This window comes from Mycobacterium mantenii (genome assembly GCF_010731775.1).
In the GTDB taxonomy this organism is placed as follows: Bacteria; Actinomycetota; Actinomycetes; order Mycobacteriales; family Mycobacteriaceae; genus Mycobacterium; species Mycobacterium mantenii.
In genome coordinates, this window is sequence record NZ_AP022590.1 from 2,729,662 (window position 1) to 2,756,162 (window position 26,501).

Here is a 26,501-nt window from a genome sequence, read left to right on the forward strand (position 1 = left end):
TACTCATGGATGTCGAGCGTTGGTCAGATTTCCTGCCAACAGTGTCCGCCGCATCATGGGAACGGCCCGGAGAGCCCGACACCGAGAGGGGTGGCATCAGGTGAATGCGCATCGGACACAGCGTGATTCGCGACACGATCGTCGATGGAACGCGACCATGTCATCAGGCCTATGTCGCATCACTTCCTTGGTATATGGGGCTGAAGGATTACCGGGGCGATATCCGCATCGAAGATCACCCGAACGGGTGCCGCATCATATGGACCGTGAGGTGCACACCGCGCATCCCCGGCTTCGGAAATTTCATGCAGTCCAGGATTGGCGCGTCCTATGCGCGCCTGGCCGAGGCCCTGGCCCACGAGGCAGAGCGCGCACCCCGCGAGTGAAATTGGCCCTTCCCAGTTACTTTCATGGGCAAGGGAAGCCAGGCGCGGGCGCAGGCACTTGGGACTGATCAACTTCGACGAAGTTGTAGACCGGGCCCGACGGACCGCGAACAACGGTAACGGCGAACCAATGGCACACGCTCATGTCGGTTCCCGCCGGAACCGGAACGGTGTACTGCCAATGCCCTGGGCAATAGTGCCAATAGGACGGGTCGGCCCGAGCGGGTGCGGCCAGACCAAAGCCAGGATCGCTACACCGCCCAACCCCAGCATGCGGGGGGCGATGATCCGATTGGTTGCCATGACGGGTTTCCCTTTCTGCCCGCCCCGCCTCGGGCGGTGTACTCCTGACAAGGACACAAGGGCCATTCCGCTATCAATCCCAACAAGCGCATAGCTCGGCCGGCACCGTCTTGTCACAGCCGGTGGTGACGCGCGGTAACCTCATTCTCATAGCGCGCAGCGCCCTATGGAAGAGGACCAATCGCTCATGGCCGACCCCAGCGACGACGTTGAGATACCGCGCGGCGACCGGTTCATCAAGACCGCCGTGGCGATACTGGGCGAAACGGGACGCACCGACTTCACCGTGCAAGAGGTGGTCGCCCGCTCGAAGACGTCGCTGCGGGCTTTCTACCAACACTTCAGCAGCAAGGACGAGCTACTGCTGGCGCTGTTCGATCGAACCATCGCCCAATCGGTGCAGACGTGGCGCGCCGAAACCACTGGCCTGGACAGCACCTCGGCACTGAAATTGCTCATCGACCGACTCAGCCAGCAACCGGAGTCGAGCACCCAGCACAGCCTCAACCGCGCGTTGACCCTCTACAACCAGCACCTGGCCGAGACCCGGCCCCGCGAATACGCCCGGGTGCTCTCTCCCCTGCACGGCCTGATCCGCGACATCGTCGGTCAGGGCATCACCGAGGGCGTCTTCAACCCCGGATTGGACGTCGGCGCGTCGGCCGCCATCGTGATGCAGACGGTGATGGGTGCGCAGCGATTGCATTGGCTGGGCTCGGAATTGAACGGAACACCGGTCGATGACGGCCAGCTCTATGACTTCTGCAGCCGCGCCCTGGGCATCCGCGACACCGACGAGGAATCGGCCGCCCCGTCGCTGGGCGAGCTGTTCAGTCAGATCGGCATGCGCCCGAGCATCCGCAACGGCGAATTCGCCATGACCATGCCGGTCAGTCCCGCGGTCGTCAACACCTCGGGCGCGTTACAGGGCGGCCTGATCGCCACGCTCGTCGATGTGGCGGGCGGACAATTCGGGCTGAGCTACCTGCAGCCGGGCACCACGATGACCACCGCCGATCTGTTCATCCGCTACCTGCGACCGATCCGGCAGGGCGTGGCGTTCGCAGTGCCCCGGATGTTGCGCTCCGGTCGGCGAGCGATGGTCATGCAAATCGACATCTACGGTGACTGCGACGACGAGCTGTTGGCGACGGCGACCGTCAATTTCGCCGTGATCGAGGGGGCCACACCCAAGCTGCCGAGCTGGCCGGACGCCTGAGCCGACGACGGCGAGCGTCACGCCAGCGTGGCAGCCGCCATCGAACGTCACGCCAGCGTGACGTTCAGCGCGACCGAGCCGGTTGAGGGCGCTACACGCGACCGGACCAAAGTGGTAACGTCATTACCACACAGTGAGAATCAGGACTTCTGCAAGGAGATCGCCATGCCCTCTCGCGAACTTTCCTTCCCCGTGTTCGACGCCGACAACCACATGTACGAGCCGCAGGAAGCGCTGACCAAGTACCTCCCGGAGAAGCGCAAGAACGTCATCGACTACGTGCAGGTTCGCGGTCGCACCAAGATCGTCGTGCGCGGCCACATCAGCGAGTACATCCCCAACCCGACCTTCGAGAAGGTCGCCAAGCCGGGCGCCCAGGAGGACTACTTCCGCAACGGCGCGCAGGGCAAGACCTACCGCGAGATCCTCGGCGAGCCGATGAAGTCCATCCCCGCGTTCCGCGAACCGGGCGCGCGGCTTGAGGTCATGGATGAGCTCGGCATCGACTACGCCCTGATGTTCCCGACCCTGGCCAGCCTCGTCGAGGAGCGGATGAAGGACGACCCGGAGATGACCCACGACGTCATCCACGCGCTCAACGAGTGGATGCACGAGCAGTGGACGTTCAACTACCAGGACCGCATCTTCGCCACCCCGGTGATCACGCTGCCGATCGTCGACCGCGCACTGGAAGAGCTCCGGTGGTGCCTCGAGCGCGGCGCCCGCACCGTGCTGGTTCGCCCGGCGCCGGTGCCCGGCTTCAAGGGCAGCCGATCCTTTGGGCTCGAGGAGTTCGACCCGTTCTGGCAGGCCTGCATCAAGGCCGAGATCCCGGTCTCGATGCACGCCTCGGACAGCGGTTACTCCGAATTCGCGAACGTGTGGGAGCCCGGCGACGAGTTCCTGCCGTTCAAGCCGACCGCTTTCCGCAGCTTCGCGATGGGCCACCGGCCGATCCTGGACGCCATGGGTGCGCTGGTGTGCCACGGCGCACTGTCACGCAACCCCGAGCTGCGGATCCTGTCGATCGAAAATGGCGCCGACTGGGTGCCGGACCTGTTCAAAGGCCTCAAAGGCGTCTACAAGAAGATGCCCCAAGCATTCCTCGAGGACCCGATCGAGGCGTTCAAGCGGTGCGTGTACATCACCCCGTTCTGGGAGGACCGGTTCACCGAGATCGTCAACATGGTGGGCACCGACCGGGTGCTGTTCGGCTCCGACTGGCCGCACCCCGAGGGCCTGAAGGACCCCATCTCCTTCGTCGACGAGCTGAGCGACTTCTCCGAAGAGGACATCGCCAAGATCATGGGCGGCAACCTGATGAAGCTCATGAAGGTTTCCGCGCCGGCCAAAAAGCCGGTCTCGGCCTGACCCCGGCCTGACCCGCCGGATGGGTGTAGCCGGACGGCCGGAGGGTACTCGTCGGCATAACCGTCGACGGCTTCGCGCGCGATCACACGTCCGTGCGCCCATCGCGTCGACGAGTCTCCGGCGGATGGAGGGCAGACGAGCGTGGCACCGCACGACGGGACCCCGGTCAGCATCGATGACGACGTCGCATTTGTCACCGAGCAGATCGAAGCGCTGCGACAACTCGGACAGCGTGACGACGTCGACGACGAAGAGATCTATGACCTCAGCATCAGGTGGGGTACCGCGCTTGCGGGACGGCTACCCCGGGTGGCGCATTACAGTTCGCTGGGCCGCCTCGCTGACGACGATCAGCGCCGGTTTCAGTCGCTGTGCGATCAGCTACGCGAATTGTCCCCTCTGATAGACCGTTTCGACCTGGCCCGGCCGCAGCTTCCGGGCTCCACGGACGGTCAGGCTAGCGGTGGGCGTCAGGCCCGGAAGCGCCCGAGTCGGTTCCTGCGTAGGTGAGAAACTCGTTGTCGCGCAACCTGATCGCGGTTCGCGGCTTGGAACAGCTCGGATTGCGGCAAGTCAGCGCGACCATGTAGGCATCGGCCTCCTCGTTCAAAAACAGGAAGCCGAGGTAGAGGGCGTCGCCTACGGCGAAATCGGTTGCGCCGCAGGCTTCACAATGGCCGCCCTTCGCCGCGACCTGTTCGAGAACGCGATGGCGGGCCACCGTCTCCAAGCTGATCAGCTCGGGGCGTACCCTCACCCCGTCGGTCGCTGTTTCGGCCATCTCAGATCTCCACGTCCTTGTCGTAGTAGACGCGATCCTCGCGCCAGCCGCCCGTACCCATGCCGATCCCGGCGTAGTCCTCGACGAATTCGATCTGGTTGATCCACTTGGCCATCTTGAAACCCACCTGGGTTTCCACCCGCAGGCGCAAGGGCGCACCGTGTTGGATCGGCAACGGCGCGCCGTTCATTTCATAGGCCAGCAGGGTCTGCGGCTTGTCGGCGAATTCGAGGTCCAGCACCTCATAAAACTGGCCGCCGCCGTGCGATGCCGGCTCGTCGGTGCTGTTGTCCTGCATGGTCAAAAAGCAGATGTACCGCGCCTGCGGCAGCGGCCGCACCAGGTCCACCAGCTGATGCAGATGAACCCCGGTCCATTCGCCGATGCTGGTCCAGCCCTGCACGCAATTGTGCATCACACATTGCGTTTCGGACTCGGCCAGCGCGCGCAGCGCACCGAGGTCCAGGGTCACCGGGTTCTCCACCAGGCCGCCGACCCGAAGTCGCCAGTCCACGAAGTTGTGCACCGCCATCACCTTGTATTCCGTGCTGGTGGGCGGCTTTCCGTTGATGCGGTGCTGCTTGGAAATCTTGTGCGCGGGATAGTTCTGCCGTGAGTTCAGTGGCCGCAGCAGCAGTAGTCGGGCCGCGGTGACCACCGCCCCCAGCACGCGCTGCACCGACCGTGGGTTGCGCAGACTCCAGATCGTCGCCGCGACATGGACGGCGATGATCGCCGCGATGATCAGAAGGGAGATCGCGGTCGCCCAGTGCGTGTTACGGACGGCGCCGAAAATCATTGCCGCGGTTAGCCTGCCCCAGCCCCAGAAGAAAATCATCGATAGATGAATCACGATGAAGGCCAGAAATGCGATCAGCCCCAGGAAATGCAGGCTTCGGGCCCATTGCCGACCGCCCCACATTTGCACGTACCACGGGAACCGCGCCTCGATCGCCGGGGACTGAGCGGCTCCGGTCAGGATCTGGAACGGCGCCAGGACGAAGATGACCCCGGCATAGGTCAGCTTCTGCATGGCGTCCAGCGGCTCACCTGGCAACACCGGCGGCAAGTTGAACGTCAGGTAGGTGACGATGTCGTCCCACGCTTCGGGGAAGATCGACCAGGAAGCCGGCCAGTACCGGTGCCATTGGCCGGTGGCGAACAACAGGATGTAGTACGACAGGCCCAGCAGAATCCAGCCGATGACCACAAAGAAGTGCCAGTGACGGCCCACACCCAGCTGCGCGCGCCCGGGCAGCGAAATGAACGGGCTGTAGTCCTCTTCTTCGTCGAGGGTGTCGTAGAGCCTGTCCCGCGGCATCACCTTTCGGGTGAAGCGTGCCCACTCCGTGCCCGGCTTGCTGTCGTCGTTCCAGTACAACTTTGGGTGGGTGGCCAAAATCTCGATACCACTGCGCAGAATCAGCGTCACAAACAAGACGTTCAGCCAATGATCGACGCGCAGCCATACCGGATAATCCAACGTCGTCATGCCCGGGCTCCGTCAGTCATACCACTGCTGCCGTTGCGGGTAGGCGACGTTGATGCCCGACAACACGGTCGTATGCACGGCGATGAACGCTGCCGCGCTAGCCATTCCCAATGTTCCGGGCGCGAAGTCCCATCGGGCGGTCACCGTGGCGAGCCCGGGCAGACTGACCCACCGAGTGACCAGATACACGCCGAGAAAAGCCACGCAGACCAAACTGCCGAGAAACCAGCCAGCCTGGGGCACAGACGGTTTGATGCCGACCAGCATCGCGCTCGCTGCGATCAGACACGCGGCCGCCAGCACCAGCACGTAGGCAACGAAGTACCGGGGCGGGTCAGGCTCGGCGGTCAGCGTGTAGACGTGCACCGCCACCAGACCGGTCAGCAGCGCCCCGCCCAGCGCGGTCACCGTGCGCGGCAGGTTGAACGCCACCCAGCCGTTCAGGGTGAGCGCCGGCGACGACAGGAGGCGCCGCCAGAACCCCGTCGCGTGTCGTGCCACAAGATCGGCCACGATTGCGTGGTACCCGCCGCGCACATCCGCAAACGGGCCGCTGTGGGGTTAGCTGACCCCGCTTTTCGCCGCCGTCAATCGCATTTCTCCGCGAATTCGGCGACACCAATCCGACGGGTACCAAACCATTGCAATGCGTATGCCGGATTGATTGCTAATGTGAACATCTACGTGTGCAATTAGGTCAGCCCATTTGACCCGGTTTTCGACTCAGCCCCGCTTTGCGGGGCCTTCGGGGCTGCTAGGAGGAACGGCCAAATGGCGGCCGAAAAGGACTGGGACAGAACCGTCGGCGCGGCGGACGACGTACGCCGCGTCTTCGAGAACGTCCCCGCGCTCTTGGTCGGGCTCGAGGGGCCCGACCACCGATTTGTCGCGGTCAATGCGGCTTACCGCACGCTCAGTCCGCCGATTGACTCCATCGGGCTATTTGTCCGCGACATCTACCCCGAGCTGGAGAGCCAGGAAATCATCCAGATGTTCGACCGGGTGTATCAGACGGGCGAACCGCAGTCGGGCACGGAATGGCGGGTACAGGCGGACTTCGATGGCACCGGGCAAGCACAGGAACACTTCTTCGACTTCATCGTCACGCCGCGCCGCGCGGAGGACGGCTCGATCGAGGGCGTCCAGCTGGCCTTCGTCGACGTGACCACCCGGGTGCAAACGCGGATGGCCGCCGAAGCCCGCCTCGAGGAGCTGTCCGAGCGTTACCGCAACGTCCGCGACTCCGCCACCGTCATGCAGCAGGCGCTGCTGGCACCGTCGGTGCCGGTCATTCCCGGCGCCGACGTGACCGCGCAGTATCTGGTGGCCGCAGAGGACACCGCGGCTGGTGGCGACTGGTTCGACGCGATACCCCTCGGCGACCGGCTGGTGCTCGTCGTCGGTGACGTCGTCGGCCACGGCGTCGAAGCGGCCGCGGTGATGTCGCAGCTGCGGACCGCGCTGCGGATGCAGGTCGTGGCGGGATATCCGATTGCCGCGGCGCTCGAGGCCGTCGACCGATTCCGCAAGCACGTCCCCGGGTCGAACACGGCCACGATCTGCGTCGCCTCGCTCGACTTCGGCACCGGCGAATTCCGCTACTGCACCGCCGGACACCCGCCCCCGCTGCTGGTGACGGCGGACGCCACCGCACGCTATCTCGAGCCGTCCGGTGCGGGTCCGCTCGGCAGCGGCACCGGCTTCCCGGTACGCACGGAATTCCTCGACGTGGGCGACTCGATCCTGCTGTACACCGACGGCCTGATCGAAAGACCCGGCCGGCCCCTGGGCGCCAGCACCGCCGAATTCGCCGAGCTGGCCGCGAATATCGTCGGCGGCCAGCGCGGCTTCGTCATCGAGTCGTCGGTGCGGCCGATCGACCGCATCTGTTCGGAGACTCTGGAATTGCTGCTGCGCTCGACCGGCTACAGCGACGACGTGACACTTCTTGCCGCACAACGCAGGACGCCACCCGCACCACTGCACCTGACACTGGACGCGACGATCCGTGCCGCGCGCACCGTGCGCACCCGCCTGCGAGAGTGGCTGTCGGAGATCGGCGCCGACGCCGACGACATATCCGATGTGGTGCACGCGATCTCGGAGTTCGTCGAGAACGCGGTCGAACATGGTTATGCGGCCGAGGTCACCGACGGCGTTGTCGTCGAGGCGACGCTGTCCGGCGATGGCAACCTGCACGCGTCGGTGCGCGACCGTGGGCGGTGGAAGGATCACCGCGAGGGCGAGACGGGCCGGGGCCGCGGCCTCGCCATGGCCGAGGCCCTGGTGTCGGAGGCGCATGTCAGTCATGGCGCAGGGGGGACGACCGCCAGTGTGACGCACCAACTTTCGCGGCCGGCGAATTTCATAGCGGACTCGGTGGTCAGCCGGGCGACCGGTCGGCGGCCGGTCAGCGCAGAATTCGTCTCCGAGGTCAGCGAACCGGGCCGCATCGTGGTCAGTGGCGACGTCGACTCCAACACCGCATCCACCCTGGACCGGCAGATCGCGGTCGAAAGCCGTTCCGGCGTGGCACCGTTGACGGTCGATCTCAGCGCTGTCACCCAGCTCGGATCGGCCGGCGTCAGCGCGCTGGCTGCCGCCCGCGAACGGGCGCAGCGACAGGGCAGCGAGTACGTACTGGTGGCTCCGCCGGGAAGCCCGGCGCACCACGTCTTGTCACTGGTGCAGATCCCGGTGGTCAGCGGCCTCGCCGAGAATCTGGTCGCCGAGGGTTAGACCCGGTCGGACCGCTCGCCGTGCCGCACCTGGTTGAACGGCACCCCGCGGTCCGCGGCGTATTCCCGGGGGAAGCCCAGCACCCGCTCGCCGATGACGTTGCGGGCCATCTCCGTTGTGCCGCCGCCGATGGCGACGGTTTGCCGAGACAGATAACGCAGGCCCGTTTCGAGTCCGGCACCCTGCTCCCCCACCACGCCGGCGCTGCCCGCGATCGCCAGGGCCGTGTCGACATCTGTCGTAGTGGTCTCCGCGTGGAACAGCCTGATGAGCGTTCCCGCGGCCGGCGGCAGCGCGCCGTCCCTGACGCTGCGGTACACGTGACCGATCAATTGCTCGGCTACCGCACGATGCACCAGGGCGCGACCGGCCATCTCATGCACGCGTTCGTCGTCGGCTTGCCCGGTCTTCTCCGCAAGGGCCACGTAATCGACCGGAATCGCAGTGCCACCCTCGCTGCCGCTCCCGCTGGCGAACTCGGATCCCTGCCCCACGGCTCGGCGTTCGTGGTACAGCTGACGTGACGCAACCGCCCAGCCGCCGTTGACCTCCCCGACGACGGCGTCATCTCCGACGTCGACCCCGTCCAGGAACTCCTCGCAGAATTCGGTGGAACCGCTCAGCATCGTGATGTGCCGCAATGTGATTCCCGGATGCGCGATGGGCACCAGGAACATCGTCAGGCCCTCATGCTTAGGGACGTCCCAGTTGGTGCGGGCCAGACACAGGCCGTAATCGGCGGCGAACGCACTCGTGCTCCAGGTCTTGGCGCCGTTGATGATCCAACGATCACCATGCCGCTCGGCCCGGGTGAGGACCCCGGCCAGATCCGATCCGCCGCTCGGCTCACTCAACAACTGCACCAGGACTTCCTCGCCACGCAGCGCGGCGGCGATGTGCTGCTTTTTCTGGTCTTCGCTGCCGGTGTCCAGCAGCGTGGCGCAGCAGATGGTGAACGTCGGAGTGTTGAGGATCAACGGCATTTCGTAATCGAGGGATTCGACGTCGAATGCCTTTTGATATTCGTAGTCCAGCCCGAGGCCGCCGTATTCGCGGGGAAAGCAGATGCCGGCGAATCCGCCGTCATACAACCTCTTCTGCAGTTCTCGAGCCCTCAACCACGACCGTTCCTCGTCACGCGGCGCGGCGGGCGGGGCCTCACGGTCGACGTGCGGCATGTTGTCCGCCAGCCATGCCCTGGCCCGCGCGGCGAATTCCGCAACGGATTCCGTCGACGTCATCTGGTGTTCTTCATTTCGCCGAACGACCCGCCTTCTCGAACTCGTAGACGCGCAGATTGTGCTCCTCCGGCGTCCCAAACATGCCGCGGTACAAGGTGACCCGACGAAGATACAGATGCAGGTCGTGTTCCCAGGTGACACCGATTCCGCCGTGCATCTGCACGCACGCCTGCACGATCTGGCCGGCCATCTCCCCGACGTAAGACTTGGCGATGCTGGCCGACAGGTTCGCTTCCGGCGAGCAGGCGGCCACGTCGGCCACCGCCGCCACGGTGGTGGCGCGACAGGCTTCCAGCCAGAGCTTCATGTCGGCGAACTTGTGTTTAAGGGCCTGATACGAGGCCAGCGGACGACCGAACGTGTGTCGGTCCAGCGCCCACTGCACGGTGAGGTCGAACACCGTCTGCAGGGCGCCCGTCACCTCGGCGCACTGCAGCACCTGGGCGATCTGGCTTTGCCGATCGACGAGCGCGGGGGTCTCGTCGGCGCTTCCGACGGCCGCGGAGCGTGGCAGCACGACACCGTCGAAGTGCACGCGGGCGTAGTGCTTGACCAGATCGACCGACTGCTGGGGCTCGATCCGGACGCCCGGCGTGTCCGTCGGGACCAGAAACTGGCGAATCTCACCGGCGTTCGCGGCGCCGCGCGCCACCACCAGCAGCGCCGCACTCTGGGCCCCCGCCTCGACGCGGTCCTTGATGCCGTCGATGCGGTAACCGGAGTCGGTCTCGGTGGCCGTCACCGACGGATTCAGCGGTGCCCACCCCTGGCCCGGCTCGCAGACCGCCCACGACGCCACGGTCTCACCGGATATCAGCGCCTCGATGGTGTCGGCGTGCTCGCCGGAGTTTGTGCACTCGACAAGGCCCGCCAGCACGGTGCTGACCGGATACAGCGGTCCGGGCGCCACCGTCTTCCCGAGTTGTTCGGCGACCATCGCCAGATCGGCGAAGCCGTTTTCCGAGACGCTTCCGCCGCCCAGCTCCTCCGGAACGAGCAAGGCGGTCCAGCCGAGCTCGGCGGCGCGCTGCCACCAGTCGGGGTCGAACGACATACCCGCGGCGTGCAGCTCCCGCACCCGTCGCAGCGGCGCTTCCTTCTCCAGAAAGGCTTGGGTGGTCGAGGTGAAAAGAATCTTTTCGGGAGAGTCGAGGGTGGTCATGGTGCCGAGGGGATCCTTCTTGACATTCGATCGCTGCGGCTGCAACGGAAACGGTTTGAATATTTGATCATCCGCCCGACCGGTCCTCGGTTGGCTGGCATTTCCGATGTTAGCAACGCGCAATACGGTAAGAGATACCGGAGTTCAATCGGTAAAAGGGGACCGTCGACCACCAACTCGACAAGGCGCCGGCTCAGCGGGGCGCGGTCGGACCTATATGGCGAACACGCGGCGCAGCGCCTGCGCGTGCAGCGCCCGATTCTCCTGGGAAACAACCCAATCGGGGACCATCGAGTCGAAGCCGTTGAAGGTCGCGGCGATCACGTGCAATTCGGTGTGGACGTACGCGTGCAGCAGCCGGTTGGCGTAGTCGATGGCCTCGTCGCGGCAGGGATCGATCTCGGAGCAACTGATGAACGTGGGCGGCAGACCTTCGAGATTGGCTCGGTGCGCGGGCACATGCTGACCGTTGGCGCCGGCGTGCCCGAGGTAATGGTTCCACGCCCGGCTGACGGCCGGGCCGTTGAGGCCCGGGGTGCGCTGGAATTCGCGACGCGACGGCGTGGCATCGGAATCGAGCATCGGCTGATGCAGGATCTGCATCAGGATCCTCGGGCCTTCCTGGTCGAACATGCGCTGGGTCAGGCCCGCGACCAGCGCGGCGCCGGCATCCCGGCCCATCACCGCGATGCGGCCGGCGTCGGCGTCCAGCTCCGCGCTGTTCTCGACGGCGTACCGGAAGGCCGCTTCGACATCGTCGAGCGCCGCCGGGCAGGGATTCTCGGGCGCCAGTCGGTAGTCGACCGAAACCACCAGGCAGCCACCGTCGCGGGCCAGCTCCACGCAGTGCGCATGGTCGGTCTCGAGGTTCCCGGTGACGAACCCGCCACCGTGGGCGTACACCACCAGCGGCGCGGAGGATTCCGTGCGGCCGCGGTACAGCCGCAGGCCCAGCTGCTGACCGTCCGGCCCGGCGATGGATCGTGAATCGATGGAGACGCCCGTGGTGCCGGCCGATGCCGCGCGCTGCGCGCCCAGCAGGTTGGCGTGTTCCCGCTCGGCGGTCAGTGTCTCGGCGCGAAATTCGAAGGCGCCCAACTCCACGGCGGCGTCCCGCAACACCGGATCGATGCGGTTGAGGCCGTGCGGCCGGGCCAGGTTCGTCTGTGTCATGTCAACTCGTTTTTCGGGCTCGTCGTGCGGGCGCTTCGGCGGTCCCGGACGGTGCCCCGTGCCGGAAACCACCTTCAAGATAGACCTGCGCTTTTAGCGGGTGACACACGAGGTGCTCGGCACCGCGACTCCAGTCCGGCGGACCGGCGTGCGACGGAACTGAAGCCACGTCGGTGGGTCCGCGCATGCCGCACATCGGTCACCGTTCAAGTGGCGTTGCCTACGCCGTTGGGCTTCGTTGCTATTTATACTATGATAGCTATTTTCCGCTCGGTACATCCCCGCCGTGGATCCCGCGGGCACTCGTAAACCCGTCCGCGTGAACGGCCTTATCGGTTGTTTCAGGAGGAGCGCTGATGACGCTCAGCACTGGCCCGAACGGTCAGCCCGTCGTACCCCCGCTCGATTTCACCGGCGAAACCAGCCCTTACCCGTTCTTCGAACACATGCGGCACACCGACCCGGTATGGCACGGGTCGCTTTCGGACAACACGCAGTTGCCGGAGGAGCTGAGGCCCAGCGACGAGTGGGTCCTTTTCGGTTATGACGGTGTCCACCAAGCCTTTCGCGATGACCGGGTTTTCACGTCGGCCGCCTACGACAAGACGATCGGGCTGGTGATGGGACATACCATCCTGGCGATGGGCGGCAGGGAACACCACGACCACCGCAACCTGGTGGCCAAGGCGTTCCGCGCGACCGCGCTGGAACGCTGGGAGCCGTCGGTCATCGGGCCGGTCTGCGATCGACTGGTAGACGAAATCAAGAATGACGGTCATGCTGACCTGGTGAAGGCCGTGACCTTCGAATTTCCCACACGCATCATTTCGACGCTGCTGGGCCTGCCCGCCGAGGATCTGGACCTGTTCCGGCGGCTGTCCCTCGACCTGATCTCGATCCCCACCGACATCATGGCGGGGTTGAACGCCGCGACGGAGCTCTACGACTACTTCCTCAAACAAGTCGAGCAGCGCCGGCGCAAGCTCACCGATGACATCATCGGCGACCTGGTCGCCGCCGAAATCGACGGGGAGAAACTCACCGACGAGGCCATCATCGCCTTCTTGCGGTTACTGCTGCCGGCCGGTCTGGAGACCACCTACCGCTCATCGGGCAATCTGCTCTACCTGCTACTGACCCACCCCGAACAGCTGGAAATGGTCAACCGGGACCGGTCATTGATACCGATGGCGATCGAGGAAGGCCTGCGGTTCGAAACGCCACTGACCATGGTCATGCGGACCACGACCGAAGAGGTCGAAATCGGCGGAAAGACAATCCCGGCCGATGCCCAGATCGACATGTGCATGGGCTCGGCCAACCGCGACGAGAGCCGCTGGACCGATCCCAACACGTTCGACATCCGCCGGCCGCGGCAATCCCACATCGCCTTCGCCGGCGGCATCCACATGTGCCTCGGCATGCATCTGGCCCGGCTGGAAACGCGGGTCATGTTGAACAGCCTCCTCGACCGCGTCGACGATCTGGCGTTCGTGCCCGACGACGGAACCGGCGAGGAATCCAAAATCGTCGGGCTCACCTTCCGGTCGCCGAACAAGCTGCCGGTCACCTTCGCCCCCGCCGCATGAGAAGCCGCGCAGCGATCCTGCACGACGTCGGCGGACCCTGGTCTGTCGAGGAATTCGAGCTCGATCCCCCCAAGGCCGGCGAGGTACTGGTACAGATGGCGGCCGCCGGCCTGTGTCACTCCGATGACCACATTCTCAAAGGCGACATGTCGGCGCCCAACGAGGTGATGCGATCCATGGGGCTGCCGACCATGTTCCCGACCATCGGGGGCCACGAAGGCTCGGGCATCGTGCGCGAGGTCGGCCCCGGCGTCACCGATTTCGCACCGGGTGACCACGTGGTGATGTCCTTCGTCGCCGTGTGCGGCCAATGCCGTTGGTGCGCCAGCGGAATCGAATACCTGTGCGACGTCGGCATCGGCACCATGATCCCGGGGATGCCGACGGACGGCACGTTCCGCCACCACACCGCCGACGGCCGCAACCTGGGCCATATCGCCAAGGTCGGCGCATTCGCCGAACACACTGTGGTGTCGACCAATTCGCTGGTGAAGATCGAGGAACACCTGCCACTGGCGTCGAGCGCGCTGCTGTCCTGTGCCATTCCAACCGGCTACGGTTCGGTCGCCAACCGGTCGAACATGCGCGCCGGCGATACCGTGGCGGTGATCGGCGTCGGCGGGATCGGCACGGGCGCGATCCAGGGTGCCCGGATCAATGGCGCCGCCCAGATCGTGGCCGTCGACCCGGTGGATTTCAAACAGAAATCGGCGCTGCAATTCGGCGCGACGCACAGCACGGCAACGATTGACGAGGCGCTGGACCTGGTGCGCGGTCTGACCTATGGGGTGATGGCCGACGCGGTGGTGGTCTCACCGTCGCTGATCACCCCCGAGGACGTCCGCGACGCGGTGAAGCTCACCCGCAAGGGCGGCACCTGCGTCCTCACCGGCATGACGTCGCAGTTGACCCGGTCGGTCAAAATCGACCTGCAGGACTTCATCCTGATGAACAAGACGTTGGCGGGCACCATATTCGGCTCGTGCAACCCGAAGGCGGACATCGCCCGGCTGGCCAGACTTTATGAGACCGGTCAGCTTCAGCTCGACGAGATGATCACCAAGCGCTATCGACTCGACGAGGTCAATGACGCCTACGACGATCTACTCAACGGCAAGATCGTCCGGGGCATCATCGATTTCGGCGTCGGCTAAGGCTCCGGGTACCGCTCAGAAGAGCTTCGCGACGGCGTGATCCCACAGCTCACGCGCGAGCACGGGGTCATAGGCCGCCCGATTGGCTTTGGCGACTTTGCCTTTCGCATAGTATTCGCCGGGCGCCCAGTCGACACCGGGCAGGCTGGTCGCCAGCCAGACCAGTTGGTCGGCGCCGTGATCCGCGGTCTTGATCATTCGGCTGACCGGCGTGCGCTGCATGGTGGTCAGGAACCACGATCCGGACGAGTGACCGATGTTGGTGTTGACGAAACCGGGGTGCACGACCGCCGCCGACAGTCCGTCGGCGCAGAAGCGACGATGTAATTCCTTGGTGAACAAAATGTTTGCCAACTTCGCCACCGCGTAGGCGGCGCTGGGCCGGCGCCGGTCCGTCGTGTCGAAATCGGCGAGCTTGACGTTGCGCAGCAGCCGCTGCGACGAACTGGACGTGTTGACGACCGTCGCCCGCGAACTGACCAGCACGTCCAGCAACAGCGACGTGAGCAGGAACGGCGCCAGATAGTTGACCTGCAGAGTGATCTCATGGCCGTCGGCCGTTCGCCGCAGCTTGGAGAACACACCCCCGGCGTTGTTACCGAGCACGTCGATGCGCGGGTATTCGGACCGGAGTTTGTCCGCAAGGGCCCGCACCTGGGACAGGTCGGCGAAGTCAGCGACGAAGTAGTCGGCGTCGAGCTCCGCGGCCACGGCCGCGGTCTTGCTCTCCGAGCGTCCCACCAGCACCACGTTGTCACCGCCGCGGCTGAGCCGGCGGGCCGCCGCCGCACCGATCCCGTCGCTGGCGCCCGTGATGACCATCGTTCTGCGCGTCATTGCCGAGACCTCCACCGGGAGTGTAGCGATAGGCGCTGTGACGTCGACGACAATAAAGCGGACCGCTCACACCGTCAGGGCGCCGACGCTCCCGATCGAGGCGCCGGCCGCTCTCAGGCCAGCGAGTACCGAACCGGCAGATGCTTGAGTCCGCCGACGAAGGTGGTGGCTACCAGTTCCGGGTCACCGGTCAGCTCAATGGATTTGAGTCGGGGCAGCAGCTCGGAGAAGAAGCTGTTGACCTCCATGCGGGCCAGCGCCGCGCCCATACAGAAGTGCACCCCGTACCCGAAGGCCATGTGCTTGTTGGGATCGCGGCCGACGTCGAAGCCGAAGGGGTCGCTGAACACGTCCTCGTCACGGTTGGCCGAAACGTAGGACAGCAGCACCGAATCCCCGGCGGCGATGGGCACTCCACGCACGGTGGTGTCCTTGGCGGCGGTCCGCATAAATTCCTTGACCGGGGTAACCCAGCGGATCATCTCCTCGGTGGCCAGCGGCATCAAGTCGAGGTTGTCGCTCAGGCGCCGCAGCTGGTCGGGGTTCTCGATGAGCGCGTGCAGCCCGCCCGAGATAGTCGCGCTGGTGGTGTCGTGCCCGGCGGTGGCCACGATCAGGTAGTAGGACACGGTGTCGATGTCGGACAAGGGTTCGCCGTCGACGCGGGCGTTCGCGATCGCCGACGCGAGGTCCTCGGTCGGATGCTCGCGGCGCGACGCCGTCACACCGTTGAAGTACTGGAACATGTCGAACAGCGCCGGCAGCTGATCCTCGTTCGAGCTGCCCCGTTTGAATTCTGAGTCGTCGCTGCCGAACAACTCCTGGGTCAGCTTGAGCATGCGCGGAAAGTCGGCCTCGGGCAGGCCCAGCAGCGACATGATGACGTAGAGCGGGTAATTGACGGCGACTTCCTGGACGAAGTCACATTCCGGGCCGGCCGCCATCATCTTGTCGACATAGATCTTGGCCAGCTCGTCAACGCGAACCTTCAACGCCCGCATCGCCTTTGGACGAAACCAGTCTGAGCCGATCGCGCGCACCACCCGGTGCTGCGGATCATCGAGATGAATCAGCGTGCGCACGCCGGCGGCGGCCTGCATCTCGTCGCCTTCCGCAGTCGTCAGCACCGGCCGGGGCCAGTTGGTGAAGAGCATGTTCTCGCGTTCGATGTCCATGATGTCGGCGTGTTTGGTGATCGCCCAGAACGGCTTGTAGTCGGGCACCTCCACCCAGGACACCGGGGCGTTGGCGCGCAGGTGCGTCAGCGCTGCATGCAGCCGCTGCTCGTCGGTGTACGCTAACGGGTCCGCCAAAAGCTTCGCGGCCTCGTCCATCGTCGTTGCGCTCACTGGTGAAACTCCTTCAATGCGGCGGTGATACAGGACTGCGACGCGGTCAAGAAGATGGGCAGGACACGGTCGACGGCACCTTCGCACCGGGTTTTCAGGGCGGCGGCGATGGTGTCGAGCGGCCCGACGACGGCGAACGCCCCGAGCACCTCGTCGTCGATCAGCGATCCCATCGCGTCCCACTCCCCTAACAGCGAAAGCCGGTGCAGTTCGGTGTGCAGCTCGCCCCACCCGTGCAGGTCGAGGACCTTGCGATAGGCCGGCGTCGAGCCGTAAAAGGCGATCTGCTTGCGCACCGCGGCGGCGGCAGTGGCCAATTCGTCGTCGGTGCGACCTGTGGCGACGAGCACTTCGCACGACACCTCGAAGTCGCCGCGATCGCGGCCGCCGCGCTGCATGCCGCGCAGCAGCGCCGGCACCGTCACCTCGTCGAGATACCGCTTGGAGACCATCGGATGCCCCAGGTGACCGTCGGCGACCTCGCCGCACATCTCGGTCATCGCCTCACCGATGGCGGCCAGAAAGATCTTCGGCGGCGGATATGGCTGGGGCTCAGGGGTGAACATCGGAGTCATGATCTTGTGGGTGTAGAAACGGCCCTCGAAACGAAGCCTGGTGCCGTCCGTCCACGCCGACCAGATCGCCCGCAACGCGGACACGAATTCGGCCATCCGGGCCGCCGGATGACTCCACGGCATGCTGAATCGCTTTTCGATATGTGGCTGGATCTGCGTTCCCAGCCCCAGGATGAACCGGCCCTTCGAATACGCCTGCAGGTCCCAGCCGATGTTGGCGACGATCATGGGATTGCGCGCGAACGCCACCGCGATGTTGGTGCCCAGTTCGAGCCGCGACGTGTGTTCCGCGGCCAGCAGCAGCGGGAGGAAAGGGTCGTGACTGGTTTCGGCGGTGAAGCCCCCGTCGTACCCCTGCTCTTCTAGAACGGCGCACGCATCGGCCACCTGTGCAAGCCGATTGGGGATGCCCCCGTCGACCTTGAGGCGGGCGGCGTCGGGCATGCGGGTAACTTTACAGTAAGCAATCCAGTATGTGACCCTACAAATCTGTGGCGATCGCAAAGCTCGGCGTAGCCGGACGCAGCGGGTCGCCACCGTAGGACTGGTCGCGCGACGAATCTCCATGAGGTAGGACATAGGCATGCCGAAAGCCCAGGACTGGGGAGAAACGCTCGAGGACCTCGAGCGGCGCCGTCAGCAGGCGTGGGACATGGGCGGGCCGGAGCGGCTCGACAAACATCGCAGCAAGGGCAAGCTCGACGCGCGGGCGCGAATCGAGTACCTCCTCGATCCGGGCACATTCCGCGAACTCGGCACCCTGGTTGGTGGCGAGATCGCGGCCGACGGCTTGGTCGTCGGCTCCGGTGAGATCAACGGCTCACCGCTGATGCTGGGCGCCGAGGACTTCACCACCATGGCGGGCAGCATCGGGCCCGGCGGCAACTCGAAGCGGTACCGCATCGCCGAACTGGCGCTGCGAGACAAGATTCCGTTGGTGATGCTGCTCGAAGGCGCCGGCTTTCGCCCCACCGGCGCGCATTACGGGCGCACCCCCACCGATCTGCTCGCCCAGGCGCAGTGCTCGGGCCGGGTGCCGACCGTCGCGGCCGTGCTCGGCCCCTCCGCCGGACATGGCGCGCTGGTGGCCCCGGTCTGCGACTTCCGGATCATGAGCGCCCAGGGGGCGATCTTCACCGCCGGACCACCCGTCGTCAAAGAGTCCACCGGAGAAGAGATTTCGAAGGAAGACCTCGGCGGGCCGACCGTCGCTTTGCCCAGCGGGGTGATCCACAACGTCGCCGACAACGACGCGGCGGTCCTCGACGACGTCCGGCGCTATCTGTCGTACTTCCCGCCGAGCGCCTGGTCCTACCCGCCACCACTGCCCGCGGACGGGACCACTGGGCCGCGGCAGACGCCGGAGCTGCTCGACATCGTGTCCCGGGACAACCGCCGCGTCTACGACATGCGTGCCGTGCTCGACGTCGTATTCGACATCCCCGACTGGTTCGAGGTACAGCCGCAGTTCGGCAAGGCGATCATCTGCGGGCTCGCCCGCCTCGGCGGCCATCCGGTCGCGGTAGTGGCCAACCAGCCGCAGGTGCTGGCCGGCTCCATCGACGCCGACGCCGCCGACAAGGCCGCGCACTTCATCATGGTGGCCGACTCGTTTCACCTGCCCATCGTGTTCCTTGCCGACAATCCCGGCATGCTGCCCGGCAGCCGCTCCGAGCGCAGCGGTGTGTTACGTGCCGGCGCGCGGATGTTCGCCGCGCAGACCGCCGCCACCACGTTGAAACTGCATGTCACGCTGCGCAAGGCGTATGGGTTCGGGTCCATGGTCATGTCGCTGTTGGGCTTCGACCATCAGGTCGCGACTTTCGCGTACCCCGGCGCGACGATGGGCGCCATGAGCGCCGCGGCGCTCAGCCGCGCGTCACACGCCGGCGAAGACCTCTCGGTCAAGCTGCGCGACGCCGAGCTGCAGGCGTCCTTCCGGTCCGCCGAGCACATGGGCTTCGACGAACTGATCGATCCCCGGGAGACGCGTGACGCCCTGCTCGCCTCTCTGAAGCGCGGCCTGTCCAGCAGGCAGGCGGCCGCCGAACCGGTCACCCGGACCGTCATCATGCCTTAGGACTGCCGCGAAACTGCAACTAGCGACGCGTTTACCGAGTGGGAGCGTCGGTAGTTACAGTCTCGCGGTAATGAGCGACGATCGGCTCGAGCTCGTCGGGTGTGGCACCGTGCATGATGACCGCGTCGGCCCCGTAGTCGAATTCCTTGCGGATGCGGTCCACGCACTGCTGCGCCGACCCGGTGGCCGACGGTTCCAGCCATTCGTCGGGAATCAGCGTCGCGATGTGCTCGATCTGCTCGGCCGTGCCCTTGTGATCGATCCCGCCCGCGATCGAGGTAACCACCGGGTCTTCCCGGAAGCGTTGCAGCACAGCGGGATCCCAGTTGTTGGTCTCGACCAGCAGATCGCCGTAGCCCTGCAGATAGGTGGCCAGGCGCGCCACGGTCTTCTTCAACCGCAGTTCCTCGGGCAGATGGTCACCGACGGTGGCGAAACACGACCACACCCGGACGCTGTCGGGGTCACGGCCGGCCTTCTCCGCGGCCGACTTCACGGTTTTGACGCTGTGCTGCAGGGTCTCGGGGGTGAAGTAGGTATGCAGTATGACGTCGTCGAACACGCGTCCCCCTAGCGCGAGCGTGTTGGGCCCGAAGGCCACCAGCGCCAACCGTATGTCTTCGTTGAAGTCGGGATCGAGGAACAGGATGGGGTACTTGCCCATCGGGCCGTCGTGGTTGAAGATCAGCTCGCCATGCCACAGCCGGCGCATGACCCGGGCCCAGTCCTCCATCTGCGCCGTCGTCACCGGCGGGATGCCGAAGGCCCCGTAGATCGCGGCGATGCCACGGCCGATGCCCAGGGTGAACCGGCCGCCGGACAGGCGATGCATCGTGGTCCCCCACGAGCCGGTGATCAAGGGATGGCGGGTGTTGTGATTGGTTGCGGCGGTGGCGATCTGCATTCGATTGGTCACCGCGCACGCCGCCCCCACCAGAGACGACGCCTCTTTGACGTTCCACCGCTCGGAGATGAAGGCGGTGCCGAAGCCGAGTTCCTCGCCGCGACGGGCCTCGTCCATCAAGGTTGCCGGGCCCTCACCACCGGCCCCGGCCAGCAGGTAGAAGCCCAATTCGTCAAGCGAACGCTCACTCAATTCCAAACCCCTTGCTGGTAGCCGCAGTTCCACACCTCGGTTATCTTGCCATCGACGACGCGGAACACCTCGATGCTGGCGATGTTGGTCTCGGTGCCGTCCTTGGTGGTGATCGTCGAGTCGTAGACGATCGCCACGTGCTCGCCGTCGTCGCCCTCGATGACAACGTTGAGGTCGAAGTGCAGCGAGTCGGCCATCTGCCACATGTCCGCCACCCGCTGCACCGCTTCGGCGTGGGTCAGCGTGCGCGCCCCGCCGACTTCGTGCCGAATCACTGTGTCGGCCAACAGTTCCGCGGCCAGGCCGATGTTGCATTCGTTCCACACGACGAGGTTGTAGAGCTCGACCACCGTACGTGCCGTCCACGTGGCCGCCATCAGTCGGGCACCGGGTCGTCTTGGCGCGAGGCGACGTCGCGCAGAAAACGGTCGGTGACGCACTGCACGCGCCGCGAGAAGATGTGTCCGACGTGGCTGCCGTCATACCAGTACAGTTGACCACCCCACCGTTCCTGCAAGGCATCGGTGGGCTCGCGCATCGCCATCCGGTCGTGCCACGCTCCGACGATGAGCCGGCGATCCGGCGGCGGGGCCGGAGTGACCGCCAAGGGATCGATCACCGACGTCAGCTGGCTGACCACGGGGGATTCCAGCAGTTCGCGAAACCCGTCCCGCGACGGGCCCCACCGCTGCAGGTGCCGCGCGATCATGGCGTTGAGCCCCAGGATGGGCGTGTAGAGGGCGACGGCGTCGGTCTGCTTCTCCAGGTGCGAAACCAGCGCGGCCACCGGAGTGCCCATCGAAATCCCGGCCACCACAACGGCGGTGGCTTGCGGCTGCACCCAGCGCACGACGGCGCGCACCTCGGAGACCACGCGCATCATTCCCGCGACATTGCCCAGCGGATCCATGTCGGGATAGACCGGCCATTGGCGCCGTCGGCAACCGTGGCCGGGCTGCACCGGCAGCGCGACGTTGAACCCCAGCTTGTGATGCAGCCGTCCGATCCGGGACAGCAGCAGGTCTTCGGTGCCACCCTGGCCGGCGCCGTGTACCCATACCAACCACGGCCTGGGCCCGTCGTGGTGCCGGCACAGGTGCACCACCGCCCGAGCCGGCCCGCCAAGGCCGTCGGCCTCCAGCGTGGCGGGCAACGCCGGGTCGTGCTCGAAGGCCATCCGTTCATACGCCAGACCCGCGATGCTGCGCCTGTGTATGGAGGTTGCCCGCAACGGTTTCGGGTCGACATGGGCGCGGTCGATACCGAGCGACGAAAGCTCCTCGGCCGCGGCGGTGCACGCATCCAACGGCCGCATCGCCGCGGGGCTTCTGCCCAGCAGCGAAAAGCCGCTCAGCACCAGCTCGTCGAGCATCGCCTCGCCGAACTGGCGCGCACCGCGTGGCGACAGTGGCGCCCAGCCGGTCGACTCTTGCAGCCCGGCGACCGTGCGCGGCACCAGCATTCCCAGTTCGCGGGCCACGTCTTTGGCCAGTCCCAGTCCGTTCAATGCCATTGCCATGTCGCTCACCTTCACCAGCTAGGCCAGCTTGAAACCGGTGTATCCGCCGGTCGCGATTTCGTCGCAGCGGCGCCGGTATTCGGGAATGCCGCCGGTATAACCCTTGTACATCCGCTTCTTGCCCGGCACGTTGCCGCCGTTGTACCAGGAGTTGCACGACTGGTGAACCAACACCGTCGGCGCAACCAGCGCGGTGGCGTGTTCGATCCAACCCTGCTGAGCGGTGCTCAGCGCCTCAATGGTGCGAAGGTCGTTGGCGCGCAAATACGCAATGCAGTCACCGATCCACTCCACGTGCTGTTCGAGCGCGGCGACGAAGTTCGTGGCGGCGCTCGGGCTGCCCGGGCCCTGAACCGTGAAAAGGTTCGGGAAGCCGGCGACCGCGATGCCCAGATACGACAGCGGTCCTTCGGTGGCCCAGAATTCGCCCAGCGACATCCCGCCTCGACCGCGGACGTCGATCCGGCTGAGCGCGCCTGTCATGGCATCGAATCCGGTGGCGTAGACGATGACGTCGAGTTCGTGCAGCTGGTTCTCGGTGCGGATGCCGCCCGGTGTGACCTCGCGGATCGGCGACTTCCGCAGATCGACCAGGGTGACGTTGTCCCGGTTGAACGTTTCGTAGTAGCCCTGGTCGATGATCGGTCGCTTGCACGCAAAGGAATGCACCGGCACCAATGACGCGGCGGTGTCCGGGTCTTTGACGATCCGGGCCACCGCCTCGCCGTACAGTGTGGCGGCCATCCGGTTGGCCTCGATGTCGAAGAAGATGTCGCCCCAGTTCAACGCGCCCATCACACCGTTCTCCTCGATGGCGCGCAGCTGTTCCTCGCGTGTCGCCGACTTCAGCGGTGGCCTGCCGAGCATCTCGAGCAGGACGGAGAAGGCGCTCAACCGCGCCGCCCCGATCGGGTGGGCTCGTTGGGCAGCCCGAATGTCGTCGTAACGCGCCTTCATCTCGTCGAGTTCGCCCGGCTCGAACCGGCGCACCCGCCAGGGCAGCGTGTAGGCGGGCGAGCGCTGAAACACGCTCAGGTGCAGGGCTTCTCGGGCAACCACCGGAATGAGCTGAACGCCGGTCGAGCCGGTGCCGATGACGCCGACGCGCTTGCCGGTGAGGTCCGCGCCGCCCTCGGGCCAGCGGCTGGTGAACAGTGAGGTCCTGGCGAAGGTGTCCATTCCGGGAATGTCGGGTTCCAGCGGCACCGACAAAATGCCCGAGGCGGCGACGACGAACGGCACCCGGAAGGATTCGCCGGCTTCGGTGCGCACCAGCCACACGCCGGCCCCTTCGTCGAACGTCATCGCGACGACCTTGGTGCCGAATTGGATGTCGCGACGGAGGTCGAGCCGGTCGGCCACGAAGTTCAGATAGGCCTCGATCTCGGGCTGGGCCGGCATCGACTCGGTCCAAACCCACTCCTGCTGAATCTCTTCGGAGAAGCTGTAGGAGTATTCGATGCTCTCGATGTCACATCGTGCACCCGGGTACCGGTTGAAAAGCCAGGTGCCGCCGACGTTTCCGGCCATCTCGAGCACCCGGGTCGATATCCCGAGTTGCCGCAGCCGGTGCAGCATGTACAGCCCGGAGAATCCGGCGCCGATGATGAGCACATCGAACGATGTGTCAGCTTCGGCCATCGTCACCACCGGTCATCTTCAAGATGGTTCGGGTCAGGTGCAGGCTTTTGATCCGCCAGCGGCCGTCGCTCTTCTGGTAGGTCTCGTGGTAGTGACCGGCCCCGTACAACTCGCGGCCGTCACCGAAGATCAGCAGGTCCTCCATCGCTCAGATGCCGGTCGCGGTGGTGGCCGAGGTGAGGCTGAGCTCGGGGGTGTGACTTTCCTGCAGAGGAAGTGCAGGGTCGCCTACGTTCTCGAGCCCGCCCATCACCACGGGAACGAAGTTGTCAACGCCTTCGATCGGTGCCGCGGTCATGGGATCGGCGCCGGCGGTCGACACCGCCATGTCCAGCCTGACTACGACGTCGGTGGTGAACACGTCGCGCCAGGCTTCGACGTCCTTGGTGTCGAGAAAGCGACAGTAGCGTGCCTTCAACTGGCGAAGCGCTTCCAGCTCGTCAGCCGCCTCAGTCATGTCACTCCCTTGCCGCTTACGAACCAGACTGCTGAAATCTATACTGTAACGGACTTAGTATCTATCGGGAATTGAGAGGCTTCGCGTGAAAGTCCCATTCACCTGGAAGGTCACCGGCTGGTTCATGGTCGGCTGGTCGCCGGAGTTCCCCATCGGCGAGGTCCGGCCGCTGCACTATTTCGGCGAGGATCTGGTGGCCTACCGGGACGAACAACGTGAGCTGCACGTCCTGGAAGCACACTGCAAACACCTCGGCGCGCACATCGGCCATGGCGGCAAGGTGATCGGCGACTGCGTCGAATGCCCCTTCCACGGATGGCGCTGGGGTCCGGACGGCACCAACCGATACATCCCCTATCAGCCGGACCGGCCCAACCGCGGGCTACGGCTCAAGGTGTTCCCCGTGCGGGAGCAGTACGACTGCGTCTTCGTCTGGCACCACCCGGACGGCAAGGAGCCGCAATGGGAGATGCCGGACATCTTCCACAAGTTCCCGCAATTCGAGACCGATCCGGCGGCGTACTACCGGGCGTACCCGGAATTTTCCCGGCGCGCGGAACGGGAACCGGTGCATCCGCAAATCGTGGCCGAGAATGCCTCCGACAGTGCGCATTTCGAGTACGTGCACCACGCCACCGTGACGCCCCGGGTGCTGGACTGGAAGATCGTCGACCAGGAATGGCGGTTCGTCGCGGGCTGGCCGGATGCGCGTAGCGACAACCCCGACGATCTCGCGTTGCGCTTCCACAGCCACTTGTTCGGCCTCGGCGGTGCGATCAGCGTCTTCGAGGGCGCACAGAATCATCGGCTGATCTTCACCTGCACACCGGTCGACGACGAATGCTCGGACCTGTTCTACTCGATCTGGTGGCCGCGGCTCCCCGGCGACACCGCGGCCATTCCCGACGGCAAACTGCGGGAGGTCATCGAGAAACAATTCCTGTCCACCGTGTTCGACGACCTGCAAATCTGGCGCTACCAGAAATACGTGGAACACCCCGCGCTGTCCAAGGTCGACGCGAAAGGCTATATGGCACTGAGGAAATGGGCGACACAATTCTATGATGTCGCTCCGGCGGGCGCCCCCGCATGACGGACCGGCTGGCCGGACTGGTCGCACCCGAGCGCACCGCGATCGTCACCCAGGAGTGCCAGGGTGCGGTGATGGGCCCCGATGCCGGGCTGGCGATGCTCGCCGAGGAGGCCCGCCGCGAGGCGCTGCCCAACATCGCGCGCCTGCTGCCCGCGGCCCGGGCGGCCGGGGTGCGCGTCGTGCACTGCCTGGTGCAGCGGCGGCCCGACGGGCTCGGCTCCAATCACAACGCGAAGATTTTCGCGATGGGCGGCGGCAGCCGGGTGGACATCACGCCCGGCACGCCGGGTGCGGAGCTGCTGCCCGAATTGGGGCCGGAGCCTTCGGACTTGGCGTTGCGCCGGTGGCACGGCGTGGGCCCGATGGGCGGCACGGACCTGGACGCGGTGCTGCGCAATCTCGGGGTGTCGACCATTGTCGTGGTTGGCGTTTCGCTGAACATCGCAATCCCAAATCTCGTCATGGACGCCGTCAACGCCGCCTACCGGGTGGTCCTGCCCCGCGATGCGGTCGCCGGTGTACCCGCCGACTATGGTGCAGCGATGATCGCCAACACGCTGTCGCTGCTGGCCACCATCACCAGCACCGACGATCTGCTCCGGGCATGGGACGAGGGAACGCGATGACCGAAACGGCGCCCGAAGTGCGTGGCGGATTCCCCGATGTCACCCCCGTGGAGCACGCTCCCGCGGAACTGGGCCCGTTCGTCGCCGCTCTGCGTCGCCTGCAGGACCTGACCGTGTCCACTAAGCCGGACCCCGCGCTGTGGGCCGCCGCGACCGCGCACCTGGAGGACGCTTGCGCGCTGCTGGAGGGCCACGAGGTCCCGGAGACCGAGGCGGTGGCCGGCCGGGTGCTGAGCCTGCCCGGCCTGGCCCATCCCCTCATGCCGCCCTGGCTGTTGACCGAGTCCGGTCGCGACGGCGTGCGGATGGCCGGTCACTTCACCACGTCGCACATCGGCGGCAACCGGGCGGTGCACGGCGGCATGATCCCGCTGTTCTATGACTGGCTGTTCGGCATGGTCGTGACCACCGCGGGCATCCGGCCGACGCGCACGGCCTATCTGCACGTCGACTTCCGCAACATCACCCCCATTGAACAGCCGCTGACCGCCCATGGCCGCATCACCAGCGTCGAGGGTAGGAAAGTTTTCATTGACGCTACTATGATAGCCGCCGATGGAACCTTGCTCAGCGAAGCCAACGGCTTGATGGTTCGTTTGCTACCCCACCAGCCGTGAG

The 26,501-nt window shown here is 65.6% G+C and carries 24 protein-coding genes and 1 pseudogene; 11 read left to right on the plus strand and 14 right to left on the minus strand.

Annotated elements, in window-relative coordinates; translation table 11 throughout:
* The first annotated feature begins 104 nt into the window (after nucleotides 1-104).
* From G6N50_RS12190 to G6N50_RS12205, 4 genes are all read left to right on the plus strand, one after another.
* A complete protein-coding gene (locus tag G6N50_RS12190; protein WP_142275482.1) occupies nucleotides 105-386 on the plus strand; it encodes an SRPBCC family protein in 282 nt (93 codons plus the stop codon).
* Between the two features lie 490 nt (nucleotides 387-876).
* A complete protein-coding gene (locus G6N50_RS12195) occupies nucleotides 877-1,908 on the plus strand; it encodes a hotdog fold thioesterase (RefSeq protein WP_083094233.1) in 1,032 nt (343 codons plus the stop codon).
* 165 nt (nucleotides 1,909-2,073) lie between these two features.
* Entirely contained in the window at nucleotides 2,074-3,279 is a 1,206-nt protein-coding gene (locus tag G6N50_RS12200) for an amidohydrolase family protein (RefSeq protein WP_083094342.1), read from the plus strand.
* A gap of 141 nt (nucleotides 3,280-3,420) precedes the next feature.
* On the plus strand, nucleotides 3,421-3,789 hold the full coding sequence (locus G6N50_RS12205; RefSeq protein ID WP_083094234.1) for a hypothetical protein: 369 nt from the start codon (nucleotides 3,421-3,423) through the stop codon (nucleotides 3,787-3,789).
* On the opposite strand, the gene G6N50_RS12210 is transcribed toward G6N50_RS12205, so the two are convergent.
* The 3 genes from G6N50_RS12210 to G6N50_RS12220 are packed head-to-tail and all read right to left on the minus strand — an operon-like array spanning nucleotide 3,737 to nucleotide 6,065.
* Nucleotides 3,737-4,060, minus strand: coding sequence for a hypothetical protein (locus G6N50_RS12210; protein ID WP_083094235.1), 324 nt, complete (start codon nucleotides 4,058-4,060; stop codon nucleotides 3,737-3,739). The two genes, G6N50_RS12205 and G6N50_RS12210, sit on opposite strands and share 53 nt — an antisense overlap.
* Before the next feature lies 1 nt (nucleotide 4,061).
* Nucleotides 4,062-5,552, minus strand: coding sequence for a molybdopterin-dependent oxidoreductase (locus G6N50_RS12215; protein WP_083094236.1), 1,491 nt, complete (start codon nucleotides 5,550-5,552; stop codon nucleotides 4,062-4,064).
* A 12-nt stretch (nucleotides 5,553-5,564) separates the two neighbouring features.
* Nucleotides 5,565-6,065 (minus strand): oxidoreductase, encoded by a 501-nt coding sequence (locus tag G6N50_RS12220; protein WP_083094343.1) that lies wholly within the window; start codon nucleotides 6,063-6,065, stop codon nucleotides 5,565-5,567.
* A 258-nt stretch (nucleotides 6,066-6,323) separates the two neighbouring features.
* On the opposite strand from G6N50_RS12220, the gene G6N50_RS12225 reads away from it, so the two are divergent.
* A complete protein-coding gene (locus tag G6N50_RS12225; RefSeq protein WP_083094237.1) occupies nucleotides 6,324-8,291 on the plus strand; it encodes a SpoIIE family protein phosphatase in 1,968 nt (655 codons plus the stop codon).
* On the opposite strand, the gene G6N50_RS12230 is transcribed toward G6N50_RS12225, so the two are convergent.
* The 3 genes from G6N50_RS12230 to G6N50_RS12240 all read right to left on the minus strand — a co-directional run bounded on the left by G6N50_RS12230 (nucleotide 8,288) and on the right by G6N50_RS12240 (nucleotide 11,867).
* Nucleotides 8,288-9,532 (minus strand): acyl-CoA dehydrogenase family protein, encoded by a 1,245-nt coding sequence (locus G6N50_RS12230; protein ID WP_083094238.1) that lies wholly within the window; start codon nucleotides 9,530-9,532, stop codon nucleotides 8,288-8,290. The two genes, G6N50_RS12225 and G6N50_RS12230, sit on opposite strands and share 4 nt — an antisense overlap.
* A gap of 10 nt (nucleotides 9,533-9,542) precedes the next feature.
* Nucleotides 9,543-10,694 carry an acyl-CoA dehydrogenase family protein gene (locus tag G6N50_RS12235; protein ID WP_083094344.1) on the minus strand — a complete coding sequence of 384 codons (1,152 nt, stop codon included), beginning with the start codon at nucleotides 10,692-10,694 and terminating at the stop codon, nucleotides 9,543-9,545.
* Between the two features lie 213 nt (nucleotides 10,695-10,907).
* Entirely contained in the window at nucleotides 10,908-11,867 is a 960-nt protein-coding gene (locus G6N50_RS12240; protein WP_083094239.1) for an alpha/beta hydrolase, read from the minus strand.
* 356 nt (nucleotides 11,868-12,223) lie between these two features.
* Here G6N50_RS12240 and G6N50_RS12245 point away from each other — a divergent pair, with 356 nt between their 5' ends.
* Both G6N50_RS12245 and G6N50_RS12250 read left to right on the plus strand, forming a co-directional pair.
* Nucleotides 12,224-13,456 carry a cytochrome P450 gene (locus G6N50_RS12245; protein WP_083094240.1) on the plus strand — a complete coding sequence of 411 codons (1,233 nt, stop codon included), beginning with the start codon at nucleotides 12,224-12,226 and terminating at the stop codon, nucleotides 13,454-13,456.
* Nucleotides 13,453-14,610 (plus strand): Zn-dependent alcohol dehydrogenase, encoded by a 1,158-nt coding sequence (locus G6N50_RS12250; protein ID WP_083094241.1) that lies wholly within the window; start codon nucleotides 13,453-13,455, stop codon nucleotides 14,608-14,610. The genes G6N50_RS12245 and G6N50_RS12250 overlap by 4 nt, the downstream gene beginning before the upstream one ends.
* Before the next feature lie 15 nt (nucleotides 14,611-14,625).
* Here the strand turns inward: G6N50_RS12250 and G6N50_RS12255 are convergent, their stop codons facing one another.
* From G6N50_RS12255 to G6N50_RS12265, 3 genes are all read right to left on the minus strand, one after another.
* The gene (locus G6N50_RS12255; protein WP_083094345.1) at nucleotides 14,626-15,447 is read right to left on the minus strand and encodes an SDR family NAD(P)-dependent oxidoreductase; all 822 of its coding nucleotides are present in this window, start codon (nucleotides 15,445-15,447) and stop codon (nucleotides 14,626-14,628) included.
* Nucleotides 15,448-15,560: 113 nt separating this feature from the next.
* Nucleotides 15,561-16,781 (minus strand): cytochrome P450, encoded by a 1,221-nt coding sequence (locus tag G6N50_RS12260; RefSeq protein ID WP_083094242.1) that lies wholly within the window; start codon nucleotides 16,779-16,781, stop codon nucleotides 15,561-15,563.
* A gap of 11 nt (nucleotides 16,782-16,792) precedes the next feature.
* On the minus strand, nucleotides 16,793-17,815 hold the full coding sequence (locus G6N50_RS12265; RefSeq protein WP_083094243.1) for an LLM class F420-dependent oxidoreductase: 1,023 nt from the start codon (nucleotides 17,813-17,815) through the stop codon (nucleotides 16,793-16,795).
* 139 nt (nucleotides 17,816-17,954) lie between these two features.
* Here G6N50_RS12265 and G6N50_RS12270 point away from each other — a divergent pair, with 139 nt between their 5' ends.
* Nucleotides 17,955-19,451 (plus strand): acyl-CoA carboxylase subunit beta, encoded by a 1,497-nt coding sequence (locus tag G6N50_RS12270; RefSeq protein ID WP_083094244.1) that lies wholly within the window; start codon nucleotides 17,955-17,957, stop codon nucleotides 19,449-19,451.
* Between the two features lie 31 nt (nucleotides 19,452-19,482).
* On the opposite strand, the gene G6N50_RS12275 is transcribed toward G6N50_RS12270, so the two are convergent.
* The 5 genes and pseudogenes from G6N50_RS12275 to G6N50_RS12295 form a co-directional block, all read right to left on the minus strand.
* Entirely contained in the window at nucleotides 19,483-20,547 is a 1,065-nt protein-coding gene (locus G6N50_RS12275; protein ID WP_179970120.1) for a TIGR03857 family LLM class F420-dependent oxidoreductase, read from the minus strand.
* A complete protein-coding gene (locus G6N50_RS12280; RefSeq protein ID WP_083094246.1) occupies nucleotides 20,544-20,924 on the minus strand; it encodes a nuclear transport factor 2 family protein in 381 nt (126 codons plus the stop codon). Before G6N50_RS12280 ends, G6N50_RS12275 begins: the two co-directional genes overlap by 4 nt.
* Nucleotides 20,924-22,066, minus strand: coding sequence for a PHB depolymerase family esterase (locus G6N50_RS12285; RefSeq protein ID WP_083094346.1), 1,143 nt, complete (start codon nucleotides 22,064-22,066; stop codon nucleotides 20,924-20,926). The genes G6N50_RS12280 and G6N50_RS12285 overlap by 1 nt, the downstream gene beginning before the upstream one ends.
* 18 nt (nucleotides 22,067-22,084) lie before the next feature.
* On the minus strand, nucleotides 22,085-23,707 hold the full coding sequence (locus G6N50_RS12290) for a flavin-containing monooxygenase (RefSeq protein WP_083094247.1): 1,623 nt from the start codon (nucleotides 23,705-23,707) through the stop codon (nucleotides 22,085-22,087).
* Nucleotides 23,694-24,164, minus strand: a pseudogene (locus G6N50_RS12295) (nuclear transport factor 2 family protein). Before G6N50_RS12295 ends, G6N50_RS12290 begins: the two are co-directional and overlap by 14 nt.
* Before the next feature lie 85 nt (nucleotides 24,165-24,249).
* On the opposite strand from G6N50_RS12295, the gene G6N50_RS12300 reads away from it, so the two are divergent.
* The 3 genes from G6N50_RS12300 to G6N50_RS12310 are packed head-to-tail and all read left to right on the plus strand — an operon-like array spanning nucleotide 24,250 to nucleotide 26,500.
* Nucleotides 24,250-25,257 (plus strand): Rieske 2Fe-2S domain-containing protein, encoded by a 1,008-nt coding sequence (locus G6N50_RS12300; protein WP_083094248.1) that lies wholly within the window; start codon nucleotides 24,250-24,252, stop codon nucleotides 25,255-25,257.
* Entirely contained in the window at nucleotides 25,254-25,883 is a 630-nt protein-coding gene (locus G6N50_RS12305; protein ID WP_083094249.1) for a cysteine hydrolase, read from the plus strand. Before G6N50_RS12300 ends, G6N50_RS12305 begins: the two co-directional genes overlap by 4 nt.
* Entirely contained in the window at nucleotides 25,880-26,500 is a 621-nt protein-coding gene (locus G6N50_RS12310) for a PaaI family thioesterase (RefSeq protein WP_083094250.1), read from the plus strand. Before G6N50_RS12305 ends, G6N50_RS12310 begins: the two co-directional genes overlap by 4 nt.
* Nucleotide 26,501 lies beyond the last annotated feature (1 nt).

What these genes read in the sequence shown, in the direction of transcription:
- G6N50_RS12250 (WP_083094241.1), top strand. Translation starts at nt 13,453, where the DNA reads ATGAGAAGCCGCGCAGCGATCCTGCACGACGTCGGCGGACCCTGGTCT.
- G6N50_RS12305 (WP_083094249.1), top strand. Translation starts at nt 25,254, where the DNA reads ATGACGGACCGGCTGGCCGGACTGGTCGCACCCGAGCGCACCGCGATC.
- G6N50_RS12235 (WP_083094344.1), bottom strand. Translation starts at nt 10,694, where the DNA reads ATGACCACCCTCGACTCTCCCGAAAAGATTCTTTTCACCTCGACCACC.
- G6N50_RS12225 (WP_083094237.1), top strand. Translation starts at nt 6,324, where the DNA reads ATGGCGGCCGAAAAGGACTGGGACAGAACCGTCGGCGCGGCGGACGAC.
- G6N50_RS12290 (WP_083094247.1), bottom strand. Translation starts at nt 23,707, where the DNA reads ATGGCCGAAGCTGACACATCGTTCGATGTGCTCATCATCGGCGCCGGA.
- G6N50_RS12190 (WP_142275482.1), top strand. Translation starts at nt 105, where the DNA reads ATGCGCATCGGACACAGCGTGATTCGCGACACGATCGTCGATGGAACG.
- G6N50_RS12200 (WP_083094342.1), top strand. Translation starts at nt 2,074, where the DNA reads ATGCCCTCTCGCGAACTTTCCTTCCCCGTGTTCGACGCCGACAACCAC.
- G6N50_RS12265 (WP_083094243.1), bottom strand. Translation starts at nt 17,815, where the DNA reads ATGCCCGACGCCGCCCGCCTCAAGGTCGACGGGGGCATCCCCAATCGG.
- G6N50_RS12215 (WP_083094236.1), bottom strand. Translation starts at nt 5,552, where the DNA reads ATGACGACGTTGGATTATCCGGTATGGCTGCGCGTCGATCATTGGCTG.
- G6N50_RS12260 (WP_083094242.1), bottom strand. Translation starts at nt 16,781, where the DNA reads ATGGACGAGGCCGCGAAGCTTTTGGCGGACCCGTTAGCGTACACCGAC.
- G6N50_RS12240 (WP_083094239.1), bottom strand. Translation starts at nt 11,867, where the DNA reads ATGACACAGACGAACCTGGCCCGGCCGCACGGCCTCAACCGCATCGAT.
- G6N50_RS12285 (WP_083094346.1), bottom strand. Translation starts at nt 22,066, where the DNA reads ATGGCAATGGCATTGAACGGACTGGGACTGGCCAAAGACGTGGCCCGC.
- G6N50_RS12255 (WP_083094345.1), bottom strand. Translation starts at nt 15,447, where the DNA reads ATGACGCGCAGAACGATGGTCATCACGGGCGCCAGCGACGGGATCGGT.
- G6N50_RS12195 (WP_083094233.1), top strand. Translation starts at nt 877, where the DNA reads ATGGCCGACCCCAGCGACGACGTTGAGATACCGCGCGGCGACCGGTTC.
- G6N50_RS12310 (WP_083094250.1), top strand. Translation starts at nt 25,880, where the DNA reads ATGACCGAAACGGCGCCCGAAGTGCGTGGCGGATTCCCCGATGTCACC.
- G6N50_RS12270 (WP_083094244.1), top strand. Translation starts at nt 17,955, where the DNA reads ATGCCGAAAGCCCAGGACTGGGGAGAAACGCTCGAGGACCTCGAGCGG.
- G6N50_RS12245 (WP_083094240.1), top strand. Translation starts at nt 12,224, where the DNA reads ATGACGCTCAGCACTGGCCCGAACGGTCAGCCCGTCGTACCCCCGCTC.
- G6N50_RS12280 (WP_083094246.1), bottom strand. Translation starts at nt 20,924, where the DNA reads ATGGCGGCCACGTGGACGGCACGTACGGTGGTCGAGCTCTACAACCTC.
- G6N50_RS12230 (WP_083094238.1), bottom strand. Translation starts at nt 9,532, where the DNA reads ATGACGTCGACGGAATCCGTTGCGGAATTCGCCGCGCGGGCCAGGGCA.
- G6N50_RS12210 (WP_083094235.1), bottom strand. Translation starts at nt 4,060, where the DNA reads ATGGCCGAAACAGCGACCGACGGGGTGAGGGTACGCCCCGAGCTGATC.